This window comes from Winogradskyella schleiferi, assembly GCF_013394655.1.
GTDB lineage: Bacteria > Bacteroidota > Bacteroidia > Flavobacteriales > Flavobacteriaceae > Winogradskyella > Winogradskyella schleiferi.
Window position 1 is genome coordinate 3,831,006 of the sequence record NZ_CP053351.1, and the last position, 15,706, is coordinate 3,846,711.

11 protein-coding genes and 1 riboswitch are annotated in these 15,706 nt (G+C 35.6%); of the genes, 6 read left to right on the forward strand and 5 right to left on the reverse strand.

Features of this window, described 5'->3' with window-relative positions:
* Positions 1-379 precede the first annotated feature (379 nt).
* From HM990_RS16600 to HM990_RS16615, 4 genes are all read left to right on the forward strand, one after another.
* Positions 380-1,438, forward strand: coding sequence for a porin (locus HM990_RS16600; RefSeq protein ID WP_178990539.1), 1,059 nt, complete (start codon positions 380-382; stop codon positions 1,436-1,438).
* A 29-nt stretch (positions 1,439-1,467) separates the two neighbouring features.
* Positions 1,468-2,772, forward strand: coding sequence for an ammonium transporter (locus HM990_RS16605; RefSeq protein WP_178992054.1), 1,305 nt, complete (start codon positions 1,468-1,470; stop codon positions 2,770-2,772).
* Between the two features lie 302 nt (positions 2,773-3,074).
* Positions 3,075-3,413, forward strand: coding sequence for a P-II family nitrogen regulator (locus HM990_RS16610; protein WP_178990541.1), 339 nt, complete (start codon positions 3,075-3,077; stop codon positions 3,411-3,413).
* A 5-nt stretch (positions 3,414-3,418) separates the two neighbouring features.
* On the forward strand, positions 3,419-4,651 hold the full coding sequence (locus tag HM990_RS16615) for an ammonium transporter (RefSeq protein WP_178990543.1): 1,233 nt from the start codon (positions 3,419-3,421) through the stop codon (positions 4,649-4,651).
* A gap of 186 nt (positions 4,652-4,837) precedes the next feature.
* Here the strand turns inward: HM990_RS16615 and HM990_RS16620 are convergent, their stop codons facing one another.
* The 5 genes from HM990_RS16620 to HM990_RS16640 form a co-directional block, all read right to left on the reverse strand.
* Positions 4,838-7,420 (reverse strand): phosphoenolpyruvate carboxylase, encoded by a 2,583-nt coding sequence (locus HM990_RS16620; protein ID WP_178990545.1) that lies wholly within the window; start codon positions 7,418-7,420, stop codon positions 4,838-4,840.
* A 5-nt stretch (positions 7,421-7,425) separates the two neighbouring features.
* The gene (gene leuB, locus HM990_RS16625; protein ID WP_178990547.1) at positions 7,426-8,544 is read right to left on the reverse strand and encodes a 3-isopropylmalate dehydrogenase; all 1,119 of its coding nucleotides are present in this window, start codon (positions 8,542-8,544) and stop codon (positions 7,426-7,428) included.
* Between the two features lie 157 nt (positions 8,545-8,701).
* On the reverse strand, positions 8,702-9,292 hold the full coding sequence (gene leuD, locus HM990_RS16630) for a 3-isopropylmalate dehydratase small subunit (protein ID WP_178992056.1): 591 nt from the start codon (positions 9,290-9,292) through the stop codon (positions 8,702-8,704).
* A gap of 203 nt (positions 9,293-9,495) precedes the next feature.
* Complete coding sequence (leuC, locus tag HM990_RS16635) at positions 9,496-10,884, reverse strand: 3-isopropylmalate dehydratase large subunit (RefSeq protein WP_178990549.1); 1,389 nt, start codon at positions 10,882-10,884, stop codon at positions 9,496-9,498.
* Between the two features lie 54 nt (positions 10,885-10,938).
* Entirely contained in the window at positions 10,939-12,114 is a 1,176-nt protein-coding gene (locus tag HM990_RS16640; RefSeq protein WP_178990551.1) for a 2-isopropylmalate synthase, read from the reverse strand.
* A gap of 144 nt (positions 12,115-12,258) precedes the next feature.
* On the opposite strand from HM990_RS16640, the gene HM990_RS16645 reads away from it, so the two are divergent.
* Positions 12,259-13,809: a hypothetical protein gene (locus HM990_RS16645; RefSeq protein ID WP_178990553.1), complete on the forward strand. Its 1,551-nt coding sequence runs from the start codon at positions 12,259-12,261 to the stop codon at positions 13,807-13,809.
* Positions 13,810-14,038: 229 nt separating this feature from the next.
* Positions 14,039-14,162: riboswitch (SAM riboswitch) on the forward strand.
* Between the two features lie 140 nt (positions 14,163-14,302).
* Positions 14,303-15,601 (forward strand): O-acetylhomoserine aminocarboxypropyltransferase/cysteine synthase family protein, encoded by a 1,299-nt coding sequence (locus tag HM990_RS16650; protein ID WP_178990555.1) that lies wholly within the window; start codon positions 14,303-14,305, stop codon positions 15,599-15,601.
* Positions 15,602-15,706 lie beyond the last annotated feature (105 nt).

Sequence of the window (15,706 nt, forward strand, 5' to 3'; positions counted from 1 at the left end):
TTATAAAATTGTTGAAACACTTTTTTCATATCGATAGTAATGTGGATTCTAAATGAAAATTTTGCAATAATAACGGGATTTACTAATAATTAGCTAATGAATAATATTTAACAAAAAAGCGTATTTACTGCGAAAACGTTTTCGAAAAGGATTAACTAATGAAAATAATTTAACAAAATGTTTATTTATCAATCATTTTATCAAAATAAAAATTATTGATATAACAAAAAAACAGCTGAAATAAATTTTAACCCTGAAATTTTAGGGGTGTAAAATTTCATATTCATAAAAATTAAATTTTAACCCTATTTTTTTAGGGGGTACAAATTAATATTATATAGATTTGGCTCGAACTAACTGTTTTAAATTTAATATTATTATGAAAAAATTTTTTACTCTAACATTACTACTGATCTCAATAGTATTAACGGCTCAAGAAACCGAAGAAACTACAGCAGAAGTTAAAAAAGAAAAGTCTTTTACGTTTAGCGGAAGTATTGATGCATATTACAGAACAAATTTTACCGCACCAAATGACGAAAATGCGATTGCTCCAGGAACATCCTTTGCTAACTTACCTGGTTTTGCACTTGGTATGGCAAACTTAGTCGCTTCTTACGAAGGCGAAAAAGTAGGATTTGTCGCTGATTTAGTATTTGGCCCAAGAGGAACCGATGCCATTTTTGCATCACCTATGTATTCCAATACTGGAGACATCGTCAATCAATTATATGCTTATTGGAATGTAACCGAGAGTGTAACCTTAACCATGGGTAATTTTAATACCTTTTTAGGCTACGAAGTAATTTCCCCAGTTGCTAATTTCAATTACAGCACCTCCTACTTGTTTTCTTATGGCCCTTTTAGTCATACAGGTCTAAAAGCAGATTTTGCTTTATCAGATGACTTAAGTTTGATGGTAGGCGTATTTAACGATACTGATTTAACAGAATTCAATGCCACAGGTGATTATGCCGCTGGTGCTCAAATAGGTTACAAAGGACAATATTTAAATGTTCTATACGACCCTTCTTTCTTTGAAATTGACTTTACTGGAGGATTTGATTTATCAGAAGATTTCTTCTTGGGAATTAACGCCGCATATTTAAGTCTTGAAGATGATGCAGGAGGCTTCATGGGAGGCGCACTTTACCCACAGTACACCATATCAGATTCATTTGCACTTGGTCTTAGAGGTGAATATTTTAAGGAAGACAAAGCTTTTGGAGCTATTGGAACTTATGATGAATTCGGTAACCCTGTTGAAGACTCTAGTGTTTTTGCTGCAACATTAACAGGTAGTTTTACTATAGACAACTTGATTATTAAGCCTGAAATTAGATTAGATAGCGCTTCGGATAATGCATTTGTTGATACAGATTTGATGCCTTCCAAAAGCTTAGGGTCTTTTGTACTTGCTGCAATCTACTCGTTCTAAACCAATACTAACTAACACCAACTATTATGATAGATAATTTTTTAACTATACTCCCAAATCTAGCTATTGTACAAGACACAGTAGCTGCAACCACAAAAGACGTTGAAGATGCGGTAAGCGCAATAAACGGCGATTTAGGAATGCTTTGGATGTTACTTTCTGGTATCTTAGTATTCTTTATGCAAGCTGGTTTTACACTAGTGGAAACTGGAATGACGCGTTCTAAAAATGCTGCCAACATAGCAATGAAAAACTTGCTAGATATTTGTGTAGGATCTTTAACCTACTGGTTAGTCGGATACTCATTAATGTATGGCGACACTTCTAACGGATGGTTTTTCTGGAGCGGTTTAATGCAAGGTGAAGGCGCGGATTTATTCTTTCAAACTATGTTTGCCGCTACCGCTGCTACAATTGTTTCTGGAGCTATTGCTGGACGAACTAAATACTCAACATACGTCATATTCTCAATTGTAATGACTGCCTTAATCTACCCAATCGCGGGCGGATGGCAGTGGCAAGGATCTGGATGGTTAACGAATCTAGGATTTATTGATTTCGCTGGTTCTTCTATTGTACACTCTGTTGGTGGATGGGCTGCATTGGTCGCTGCCTTTATGGTCGGCCCAAGACTGGGTAAATATGTTGACGGAAAAGTAGTATCGATTCCTGGTCACAATCAAATTCTTGCAACCTTAGGGGTCTTTATTCTATGGTTAGGTTGGTTTGGTTTCAACGGTGGATCTCAACTAGCTTGGGGAGGCGCTGATGCCATCGGAGCTTCAAATGTTGTCTTGATTACAAATTTAGCAGCCGCAGCAGGTGGTTTAGGAGCATTAATAACCACTTGGATATGGTATGGAAAACCTAATCTACCACAAACTTTAAATGGCGCTTTGGCAGGACTAGTAAGTATTACAGCTGGTTGTGGAAACATGACTGCAGTTGGTGCCATTGTCGCAGGACTAATAGGTGGTATTATCGTGGTATTCTCAATTGAATTTATTGAAAAGAAATTAAAAATTGATGATGCCATTGGTGCTGCTTCTGTGCACGGTGTTGCTGGTGTTTGGGGAACTGTGGTTATTGGTCTTTGGGGAGTCGATGGAGATACAGGTATCGGACTTTTTAATGGCGGAGGAATTGCACAATTAGGCGTACAAGCATTAGGAAGCTTGGCTTATGCCGTTTGGGCCGTTGTACTATCTTTCATTGTTTTTAAGATATTGAAATCTACAATGGGACTTCGCGTTAGTAAAGAAGAAGAAGAAGTAGGTCTCGACCTTTCTGAACATGGCGAAATTGCCTATCCAGGAAAACGAGATAGAGGATAATCAGTAATTCTTTCATATAAATTCTAAAATTGATTATTGTATAATTTAGTTGTTAGAAAGAAAACCTTCGGAGCTTAAGTTCTGAAGGTTTTTGTTTTTACAAGCTTTTCAAAAAAAGGAATGTTTAGAATTTAAATCTAAATTTTATAGGGTATAAATTCAGAAATTCACAAAAATTACATTTTAACCCTATTTTTTTATAGGGTATAGGTTAATATTATATAGATTTGAAGCGAATTAACCCATATTTAATTATCTAATAGCATTAGATATTAACTAAATTCTAACTAATCAATAATACAATGAAAAAAATTGAAGCAATTATTAGAAAATCAAAATTTTCTACAGTGAAAAATGCCCTTCATGAAGTTGGTGTAAACTTTTTCTCTTATTGGGATGTTACAGGACTCGGCAATGAAAAAGAAGGTCATGTCTACAGAGGCGTGTCTTATAGCACAAGTGACATACAAAGACGTTACTTATCAATAGTCGTTAATGACGATTTTGAAGAAGTAGCCATCAAAGCCATATTGGAGTCTGCATCTACGGGAGATGTTGGCGATGGTAAAGTCTTCGTATCCAATATTGAAGAATGCTATAGAATACGAACAGGAGAAAAAGGAGCACAAACTTTAAAATAAAACACATGGAATTATTAACTACAAATAATGTATGGATGATGATCTGTACAGCACTGGTTTTCTTTATGCACTTAGGATTTGCATTTTTAGAAATTGGATTGACACGTCAAAAAAATACGCTTAACATTTTATTTAAAAATATATTTATAATTACCGTTGGCCTACTACTTTATGCCTTGGTAGGTTTCAACCTTATGTATCCAGGAGAATTCAACGGCTTTTTAGGATTCGCAGGTTTCGGTTTAGATTCGCCGCTAACGGCAGACGGCGCTTTAGATCTAACTTATAACGAAGGTTATACGTATTGGACGGATTTCTTATTCCAAGGCATGTTCGCGGCCACTGCAGCAACAATCGTTTCTGGTGCCGTAGCAGAACGTATGAAAATTGGGCCTTTTATGATTTTTACAGTAATTTATGTTGGATTGATTTATCCAATCGCAGGCTCATGGAAATGGGGAGGCGGATTTTTACAAACTTTAGAAACACCGTTTTATGACTTTGCAGGTTCTACATTAGTGCACTCTGTTGGTGGCTGGGCTGCTGTAGTTGCCGTTGCTCTTTTAGGGTCTAGAATTGGCAAATTTAAAGATGGCAAACCACAGGCTATTCCTGGCCATAATATCCCATTAGCTACTGCTGGCGTTATTATACTTTGGTTAGGATGGTTTGGATTTAATGGTGGATCGGTACTATCAGCTGATCCTGCATTGACGTCATTAACCTTAGTAACAACTTGTTTAGCTGCTGCAGCTGGTGGTGTGGTTGCTTCTCTAGTTTCTACATTGAAGTATAAAAATTTAGATTTAACAATGTTTCTAAATGGTATATTAGGAGGTCTTGTTGGTATTACTGCTGGAGCAGATCAAATGAGCCCAACAGATGCCATCATTATTGGTGCTGTTGCAGGCGTTATTATCGTATTTGCTGTCGCGTTAATTGATAAGATAAAATTAGATGATCCGGTTGGTGCCATTGCTGTGCATTTAGCCTGTGGTATTTGGGGAACTTTAGCCGTGGGCATCTTTGGTGCTTTAGCTAGTGGAGCACAATTTGTGAGTCAACTTATTGGTGTCGCTTCTTATGCTGGTTTATGCATCGTATCTTCGTTCTTAATCATATTCATCCTGAAAAAAGTAGTTGGTATCAGAGTTTCTGAACGTGAAGAGTTAGAAGGATTGGATGCACACGAACATGGAATGGATGCTTATCCAGACTTTAGATTAAATGAACACTAAAAACTAAGAATTGTTAATTGTTGTTTAGATAACTAGTTGTTAGTAAAAACCCTTTGAGCTATTGCTTGAAGGGTTTTTTTTAGCTATAAAAACTAGTTCTGTTTTTAGTTAAATAAGGTTTTTTTTAAAACAAAAGACCTGTCAGGTTTATATAAATTAGATTCCTGCCTTCATAGGAATAACAAATTAAGCCGAATTACGACTAGCATTGATATTACCAAACAATGAACGGGTTACCATACTTTCAAAAATCTTCATTTGGGCATCGTTTGATTTGACACCAGATTTTTCAAGCTCTTGAATTTTCTTCAATGCATATTGCTGAATGGTTAACAATGGCAATACAATGGATTCCCTAACCGCAATGGACGCTTTGCCTGCTGGTTCTTCCTCCATTAATTCTTTATATCCTGTTAACTTTAATATTAAACGCTTTGAAGTTTCATATTCGTTATAAATTATGGTCCAAAATTCTCCATACTCAGGATCTTCTGCCATATATCTTGTTAAATCAAAGAAGGATTTGGACAAGGACATCATACTATTTTCAATGAGTGTCTTAAAGAAGTCTGAAGTTTTAAATAAGTTTTGCACTTTTTCGAATTCGCCGGAATCTTCATAATGTTTCAAGGCTGTTCCCACTCCGAAAAAACCTGGTACGTTTTGTTTCAACTGACTCCAAGACCCAACAAATGGAATGGCTCTTAAATCTTCGAAAACTAAACCTTCAGATTTACCTCGCTTAGATGGACGACTACCAATATTGGTTTTTGCATAATACTTTAAGGTACTCATATGTTCCAAATAGGGAATAAATTTTGAATGTGCCTTGAAATCTGAATAGGCTTTGTAACTGCGTTTAGACAAATCTGTCATTACTTCCCTATTTTCATCCGACATGGTCAAATTTTTGTCGCTTATACTATTTCCAATTCCAGAACTTATTAACTGTTCCAGATTATATTGGGACGATTCTAAAGTTCCGAAATTAGAACTTATGGTTTGTCCCTGTATGGTCAACTGCACTTCCTCATCTTCTATCGTTGGCCCTAAAGAGGCATAGAAATTATGGGTTTTTCCACCGCCACGTGCAGGTGGTCCGCCACGTCCATCGAAGAAAATCACTTTTACATTGTATTTTCTAGATACTGTAGTCAGTGCTTCTTTTGCTTTAAATATCGCCCAATTAGCCATTAAATACCCACCATCTTTTGTGCCATCACTAAAACCAAGCATTATCGTCTGCTTATTTCCCCTTGACTTTAAATGTGCTGCGTATTCTGGATTCGTATATAATTCCTCCATCACGGTAGGTGCATTTTCCAAATCCGTTATCGTTTCAAAAAGGGGCCCAATATCTACGGTTAAATCTTCTTGAAATGCCACTAACTTCAACATGGCAAATAATTGCATGACGTTGAGCGTGGTTTGGTTGTTACTTATAATATAACGGTTTGCTGCCTTTTCACCATTAGTTTCCTGAATGGTTTTAATAGCTATCATTGTATTTAAAGCCTTTAAAGTTTCATCATCTTTAATTAAAGACAAATCGACCTTTCCTTCAACCTTGGATAAAATCTGAACTTGTTCTTTTTCTGATAAATCGTGATAATTCTTTGGAAAAATAGCGCTTCCACTTTCAATTAAAGCGTCTACCATATCATTAAAAAACTGGTTGTGTTTTCTGCTATCTTGACGAATATCTAAATTCGCAAAATGAAATCCAAATAGGTGTGTTTTATTGATTAAACTATTTATCTCATCCAAATAAAGTGACTGATGCTTATCAATAATAACCTGTTTTACCGCTTTTAATTCAGATATAAAATAATCCAACGTTAAGTCGGAAGGTTCATTAGTAATGATATTATAAAGTTCACGCTCCAAATTCATCATGCGGTCCTCCACTCCAGTAAATGTCAACTTTCGTTTTAATTGTCTGACATTTCTGTAATAATTCTTAATAATTGAAAGTCGCAATCTACCAGCAACTTTTAAGGTAATTTCTGGTGTTACAAATGGGTTTCCATCTCTATCTCCACCTGGCCAGAATCCAATATTTATGATATCGTTATCAATTTGCTTACCATCAAATATATTCTGCTGTATATAATCGAAAATCGTACCAAATGATTTATAAAACACATTTTCCAGATACCATATTAAACTCACGGCTTCATCAAAAGGTGATGGTTTATTTTGTTTATAAAATGGTGTTTTTCCCAATTGTGCTAATAAATCATTGATTCTCAACAAATCATTTTCACGAATGGCTTCGGTTAAATCTGTAATAATTCCTAGTACAGAACCTGGATAAAATTGTGTTGGATGCGCCGTCAAAACGATTCGCACTTTAAATTCTTCGAGATATTTCTGTAGCGTATCGAGTTTGTTTTCTGCCGTTGTGGATTCTTTCAGACTTCGCAACGTCCCAATTCCATCCATATTATTTACGATAGGAAAAGCTGCATCCTCAATAGCGTCAAACAAAACTACTTGTCTTTCTATATATTGAATAAATCGAAACAACAAATTAATCTGACTTTCAGGCGAGCGTCTTGCTTGATATTTCTTAAAAAATGATTCCACTATAGCCGTGGGATTTTCTTTATTAGCAAATCCTTTTTGACAAGTCTCGTGAAATAATGGTAATAATGCTCCTGTTTTCGTGATGCTATCAAACGGCAAAGTCATAAATATACTATTGTATATCTGATATTTTGACATTACGTTTTGATTGAATCTTGTAAGCTTTGGTTGTGTAGGCATATAATTTATATGATTGTTGATTGTCCTAAATGGATATTAGTGAAATTCATGTTGGTGTCGTCAGGATTATTGATAAAATCTTCAATAAACTCGCCGACTTTCCCTGTAGTGATGTTATCGTATTTTGTATTTATATCTGGCGTAGAAATATTCAGCTTTAACGATTTATCAACGCCTTGTCTTACCAAGTCAGCTTCAGCAAATAAACCAAAATGGTCTAATAATAGCGCTGCAGATAATATAGAGGCTACCGGATTAGCAATTCCTTTTCCTGTAGCTTGTGGAAATGAACCATGAATAGGTTCAAACATCGCATATTTGTCTCCAACTGATGCCGAAGCCAAAAGACCAATGGAACCTCCAATAACGCTAGCTTCATCGCTAATAATATCACCAAACAAATTCTCTGTTAAAATCACATCGAACTGTTTAGGGTTTAATATCATTTGCATGGCCGCATTATCTACAAATAAGAAATCTAATGTTACGTCCTTATAGTTATCTGCAATTTCAGTTACCACTTTTCTCCAAAGTCTCGACGTCTCCAAAACATTGGCTTTGTCAACCAAAGTTACTTTGCGTCTTCTGGTTTGCGCCGCTTTAAAGGCTAAATGTGAAATTCGTTCAATCTCCTCACGTGAATATTCACATAAATCTGAAGCCACATTTCCATCGTCACTTAATTGTTTTTCTCCGAAGTAGATTCCACCAGTCAGTTCGCGATAAATACTAATATCTGTGCCTTTAATAATATGCTTTTTTAATGGCGATTTATCCAACAGCGCTTCATAAGCTTTTACGGGTCTAATATTAGCAAAAAGACCTAATTCTTTTCTCAACTTAAGCAATCCTTGTTCTGGTCGTATTTTCGCAGAAGGATCGTTATCATATTTTGGATGACCAATAGAACCAAATAAAATAGCATCCGTAGAACGACACAAATCTAAGGTTTCCTCTGGCAACGGATCATTGTGCTTATCTATGGCTATAGCACCAACATCGGCATTGGTAAACTTAAAATTATGATTGAATTCTGAAGCAATCGCTTTTAGAACTTTTACGGCTTGGCAGGTCACCTCTGGACCGATACCATCACCTGGCAAAACTGCAATGTTTAATTTCATCGAAAAAACTTTTCGTTATTATTTTTTATGGCGTTACTTTTTGCATATACCTTTCAATTGCAATAAAACCTAAAAAGATTGCAAAAAGTCAGGCTATCCGCTATATCTCTGACGAAAAATGTCAGAGGATGTCGCTTCTATCCTTAACGCAGTTCAATTAATATATTTTTTGGGCTTCAAAAGCCTCAATTTGTTCTTTATTATTTACAAGATAATCAATATCATCGTAACCATTGATCATACAGGTCTTTTTATAGGCATCAATTTCGAAATTCTCAGATAATTCGGAATTCTTTACAGAAATCGTTTGTTTTTCGAGATCAACCACTAATTCTGTATTTGGATTGGACACTATTTGTTCAAATAAGTCACTTAGAAATTCTTTTGAAACCTGCACTGGTAACAAACCATTATTGAGCGCATTGCCTTTAAAAATGTCTGCAAAAAAACTAGACACCACGACTTTAAATCCAAAATCTGTAATGGCCCAAGCCGCATGTTCCCTACTCGATCCACAACCGAAATTATCGCCAGCAACTAAAATACTTCCCGAATATTTTGAATCGTTCAAAACGAAATCAGAATTAACGGTTCCATCTTTATGATATCTCCAGTCCCTAAAAACATTGTCACCAAATCCTTTTCTGTCCGTGGCTTTTAAAAAACGTGCTGGTATTATTTGGTCTGTATCCACATTCTCTATGTTTAGAGGAATGGCTCTAGATTGTAATTTTGTGAATTTTTCCATGATACTTCCTGCGCCTGCATGTCGGCAGACAGGAAAGCAGTTCCGAAAGTATTCGGAATCCACTGTCCTATTTTTAATTAAACTTTTTTATTCTTTTATTCATACCTATAAGGTTTAGATACTAAATCAAGTTCAGCACAGGCCTCGCAGCATATACGTTTAGCCTTCAAAAGTTGTTGAAACCTTTGAGGGCTAAACATTCTTTAATTCAATTGTTTAGTAATATCAACTATTTTTCCTTCTACCGCAGTTGCCGCAGCAACCAAAGGACTGGCTAATATTGTTCTGGATCCTTGGCCTTGGCGACCTTCAAAATTTCTATTTGAGGTAGAAACACAATATTCTCCTTCTGGAATCTTATCATCATTCATAGCCAAACATGCCGAACAACCTGGTTGACGCAACTCAAACCCTGCGTCATCAAACACCGTTTTTAAGCCTTCTTCTATAATTTGGGCTTCAACTTGCTTACTTCCTGGCACTAACCAAGCCGTAACATTTTCAGCCTTCTTTTTACCTTTTATGTAATTTGCTGCCACTCTAAAATCTTCAATTCTAGAATTGGTGCAACTTCCTATAAACACAAAATTAATGAGCTTATTGATTAAGCTTTCTCCAGCTTCAAAATTCATATAAGCCAATGATTTTTTAAATGATGGATTCTCATCAACCGGAATGTTTTCAGAAATTTTAATTCCCATTCCAGGATTCGTTCCGTAGGTAATCATCGGTTCTATATCCTCGGCATCAAAACTATATTCCTTATCAAATTGTGCGCCTTCATCCGTTGGCAAGGTTTTCCAATAGGCCACTTTCTTATCAAAATCGTCACCTTGCGGCGCAAATTTTCGTCCTTTTACGTATTCAAAAGTGGTGTCGTCTGGGGCAATCATGCCGCCTCGTGCTCCCATTTCAATACTCATATTACAAACCGTCATTCTACCTTCCATACTCATGTCCTCGAACACATTTCCTGCATATTCACAGAAATAACCTGTACCTGAATTGGTTCCTAGTTTTGAAATGATATAAAGAATGACATCTTTTGGTAACACACCATTCTTTAATTTCCCATTAACGGAAACTCTTAAGCTTTTTGGTTTTGTAAGCAACAAGCATTGGCTTGCAAAGACTTGTGCGACCTGACTTGTGCCAATGCCGAATGCAATGGTTCCGAAGGCACCATGTGTTGACGTGTGACTATCTCCACAGACCATGGTTAAGCCTGGTTGCGTCACTCCTAACTCAGGAGCCATCACATGGACAATTCCATTATATTTATGTCCTAACTCATATAATGTAATATTGTTTTTTTTACAGTTTTCAGAAAGTTGCTCTAACTGTTTTCTAGAAAGCGCATCTCTAATGGGCTGATCTTGATTTAAAGTTGGTGTATTATGATCTGCCGTTGCCACAATTTGGTCAGGCCTGAAAACAGGAATTCCGCGATCTTCCAATTCATTGAAAGCTTGCGGACTTGTAACTTCGTGTATTAAATGTTTATCAATATATAGAATCTGAGGCCCATTTTCTATGGTGCTGACCACGTGTGAATCCCAGACTTTATCGAATAGTGTTTTTTTTGTTGTCATATTTATTTTCCGCGAAAGCGGTAATCTCATTTTTACTAAAGGCTCGTTGATGAACTATGCAGAAATTATCTGTTCGTAAACCTTACTGGTTTCAATAATTTGATGGATATCGCTATCATTGATTTCTTTCTTTCTGTCCGCAAATCTTAAAAAGTTGGAATAGACATCATCTAGCTGAAGTTTTGTTAATTCGTAACCTACAATTTTAGCTCTGTATGCTAAAGCAGCTCTACCGCTTCTTGCGGTTAAAACAATTGCAGACTCAGTGACACCAACATCTTTAGGGTCAATAATTTCGTAAGTTTCACGATTTTTAATGACACCATCTTGATGAATCCCAGAACTATGCGCAAAAGCGTTAGACCCAACAATGGCTTTGTTTGGTTGCGTATAAATACCCATGCTATCCGAAACAAGTTGACTCATTCCATAAAGCAACGACGTATTAATATTGGTATCTAAATTAAGATAAGGATGTTGTTTTAATACCATTACCACTTCTTCCAAAGCTGTGTTACCAGCACGCTCACCAATACCGTTTATTGTGCATTCTATTTGCCTTGCACCATTTATCACGCCCTCAATAGAATTGGCCGTTGCCAAACCTAAATCATTATGGCAATGGCACGAAAGAATCGCTTTTTCAATACCTTTTACATTTTCTTTTAGGTATTTAATTTTTGCGCCGTATTCACTCGGTAAGCAATAACCTGTCGTATCTGGTATATTCAATACAGTTGCACCAGCTCTAATCGCCGCTTCGCAGACTCTTGCTAAATATTCGTTATCCGTTCTACCAGCATCTTCAGCATAGAATTCAACATCTTCAACAAAGGACTTTGCATATTTTACAGCAGCAAACGCACGCTCCAAAATATCCTCTTGAGTCGTTTTAAATTTATGGATAATGTGTGATTCTGAAGTTCCGATTCCAGTATGGATTCTTGGCTTTGCTGCATATTTCAACGCTTCTGCAGCCACTTTTATATCATTTCGAACTGATCGTGTCAATCCACAGACCGTTGCATTTTTTACAATTTTTGAAATCGCTTCAACCGATTCAAAATCACCAGGACTTGACACAGGGAAACCAGCTTCAATCACGTCGACACCAAGCACATCTAATTGTTCTGCGATAATAACTTTTTGCTCTTTATTAAGTTTGCAACCCGGAACTTGTTCACCATCACGTAAAGTTGTATCGAAGATTTGTATATTGTTATCAGACATATATCAAAATATATTTATAGTATTGTCTTACGAATTTATATTTTGAAATTGAATAATCTGTTTCCGATTGCATTGTTTTACGATGTTCAAAAGCAAAAAGAGTTACTATTTTATTGATTATCAACACAATAAATCTATTTTATATTGACAACTAAAGACCAAAAAGATAATTTATTTTCACTCGTAAAGTCCTTAACAAAGTCTGAAAAACGACAATTCAAACTTTATGTAGGGCGGCTTGGTGTGAATTCTGATTCAAAATTCATGAAACTTTTCAGTTTTTTAGATAAAGCAAAAGGCTATAATGAAGCGTCGATCATAAAAAGTGGTATTGTAAAAAAGCAGCAACTTGCCAATGTAAAAGCGCATTTGTACAAACAGATATTAATTAGTTTGAAATTGAATCCTTCGCATCAAAATGTGCGCTTACAAATTAGGGAACAACTCGATTTTGCTTCTATTCTATATCACAAAGGCTTATATAAACAAAGCTTAAAAATATTAGACAAAGCGAAGGAGTTAGCGATTTCGTATGAAGAAAAAAATTCAGCTTTTGAAATTGTAGAACTTGAAAAAGTAATTGAATCACAATACATAACGCGTAGCATCAGTACACGTGCCGATGAGTTGGCCATACAAGCTAAAGAACTAAGTTCACTCAATGTCATTGCTAGTAAACTCTCTAACTTATCCTTACAGTTATACAGTACCATTCTTAAAACGGGCTATGTAAAAAATGAACAAGAGAGCCAAATGGTCACTAAATATTTTGATGACCGTTTACCTAAAATTAACTTGGCTAAATTAGGGTTTCGTGAAAAGCTTTGGCTCTACAAAGCCAACTTATGGCAAAGTTTTTTACTTCAGGATTTTTTGAACTGCTATAAATACGCTTCAAAATGGGTGGATTTATTTCATCAAAATCCTAGCATGATCAACCTAAATCCGGTTTTTTATCTCAAAGGGAACAATTACCTATTGGAATCCTTATTTTTCATTGGAAACAAACAAAAATTTGTAAAGAAATTAGAGCATTTTAAAGCTACCGTAAACAATTCAAAATTCAATAAAGATGAAAATGTTTCAACCTTGGTGTTTCTTTATACCAATTTCCATAGCATTAATCAACACTTTATTGATGGTAGTTTTGAAGATGGACTGGCATTAATTCCACAAATTGAAAAAGAACTCATTCAATTCAAAGACCGAATTGATCCGCATCATAAAATGATTTTTTATTACAAATTTGCCAGTTTACATTTTGGCGCAGGAAACAATAAAGCTTGTATAAAATATTTAGACAAGATTATTTCCAACAAATCGCTTTCCATGCGAGAGGACTTACTCTGTTTTTCTAGAGTATTAAATCTTGTGGCTCATTATGAAGCTGGATTAGATTATCATTTAGAAACGCTTTTAAGAAGTACCTACAAGTTTTTGATAAAGATGAATGACTTGCATGAAGTGCAGAAAGAAATGATAAAATTTATTAGAGGACTTCAATATATTTACCCACACGATCTTAAAAATGCGTTTAAGGAACTTCATAAAACATTAAAAACATACGAAGACCATCCTTACGAACGCAGAGCATTCTTATATCTAGATATTATTTCTTGGTTGGAAAGCAAAATTGAAAACAAGCCTGTTGGCGAAATAATTAAAGCCAAATATTTGGCAAAAAATCCTTCTTAATTAGCGGAATTTCATAAAAAACCCATAAAAAGTCATAATAAATTTGGAATTCTAACTTTTGTGTTGCAATATTTGTATTCACAAAGTTCAAACACTTACTGAAAAAAGAATAACTTTTAAAAATAAAGTTCAAGGCGCAAAAAATTTATAAACCGCAGTTTGCATATGCAAATGAAGATTTAAAAATTTTGAAGTAACGCAGAAATTTGCTTTTAAAATTGTTCTTAAAATGTTATCAAGAAAGGCGGAGAGATAGACTCGACGAAGCCTTAGCAACCCTTAGATTTACTATGAAGGTGCTAAATTCTACTTGAAAGTGCAAGTCATTTTTTGCATATTCGGATAGATAACTCAAGACTAATTACCCATCTGTAATTAGCATTTTCTTTATAACATTTTTCTAGTATAAACGCCATTAATTGGTGTTTCCATTCATGGAATTTTATTTCATCATTGGTTTGACTTAATTATTATTAACTCAAAAACAAGAAAAATGAGTACACAAAAATTCGCAACACAAGCGTTGCACGCAGGACACGACGTTAGTCAAACAGGAGGAACAAGAGCTGTTCCTATTTACCAAACTACATCTTATGTTTTCGATAATTCGGATGATGCTGCAGGGCGATTCAATCTATCGGTTCCTGGATTTATTTACACACGATTAAATAATCCAACAAACGATATTCTAGAGCAACGATTGGCAGCATTGGAAGGCGGCATTGCCGCTGTTGCAACAGCTTCCGGAACCGCAGCCATCTCAACGACATTACTAACACTTTTACGTGCTGGAGACCATATTGTGGCATCTAGTAGTTTGTATGGAGGAACGTACAACTTATTAAGCGTTACACTACCAAGACATGGTATTACAACGACGTTTGTAGACGCCTCTGACCCAGAAAATTTTGAGAAAGCCGCTCAGGAAAACACAAGAGCCATTTTTGTTGAATCTTTAGGAAACCCTAAACTCGATGTTTTAGATTTAGAGGCGATTTCAAAAGCAGCAAAAGCACATAAAGTACCTTTAATTGTTGACAATACAGTGGCAACGCCTTCGCTTTTAAATCCAATTGAATATGGCGCCAATATTGTCATTCATTCGTTGACCAAGTATATCAATGGTAACGGAACGTCCTTAGGTGGAATTATTATTGACGCTGGAACTTTTGATTGGACTAACGGTAAATTCCCGGAATTCACAGAACCTTCTGCAGGTTACCATGGCTTAGTATATAGTGAAGTCATTGGTCCTGCTGCCTTTATTGCAAAAATCAGAATTGAAGGCTTGCGTGATTATGGTGGTGCATTGAGCCCGTTTAATGCATTTCAAATTATTCAAGGCTTGGAGACTTTAGAATTACGTATTCAAAAACATAGTGAAAACGCATTGGAATTAGCAAAATGGTTACAAGCACAATCCGAAGTGAAATGGGTCAATTATCCTGGTCTAGAATCTAGCAAATATAATTCCCTTGCCAAGAAGTACTTGCCAAAAGGACAAAGTGGTATCGTTACCTTTGGATATGAAGGCGGTTACGAAGCCGCAAAAACCATCGCAGATACCACCAAAATATTTTCTCTATTAGCCAATATTGGTGATACAAAATCATTAATTATTCATCCTGCAAGTACGACGCATCAACAATTAAGTGATGAAGCACAAGAAACGACTGGCGTGACTAAGGATTTAATTAGACTATCTGTTGGACTAGAGAATATTGAGGACTTAAAAGCAGACTTAAAAGAAGCATTTGCGGCTGTAAAAGAGAAGCAAGCACTTCAAAATTAGTCTTTACAAACACAGTTGATGTTAAAAAAACAGATATCTCTTTCATAGAGGTATCTGTTTAATCGCTTAAAAATTTAAAAGGATTCCCATTGTCATGGGAGCTAA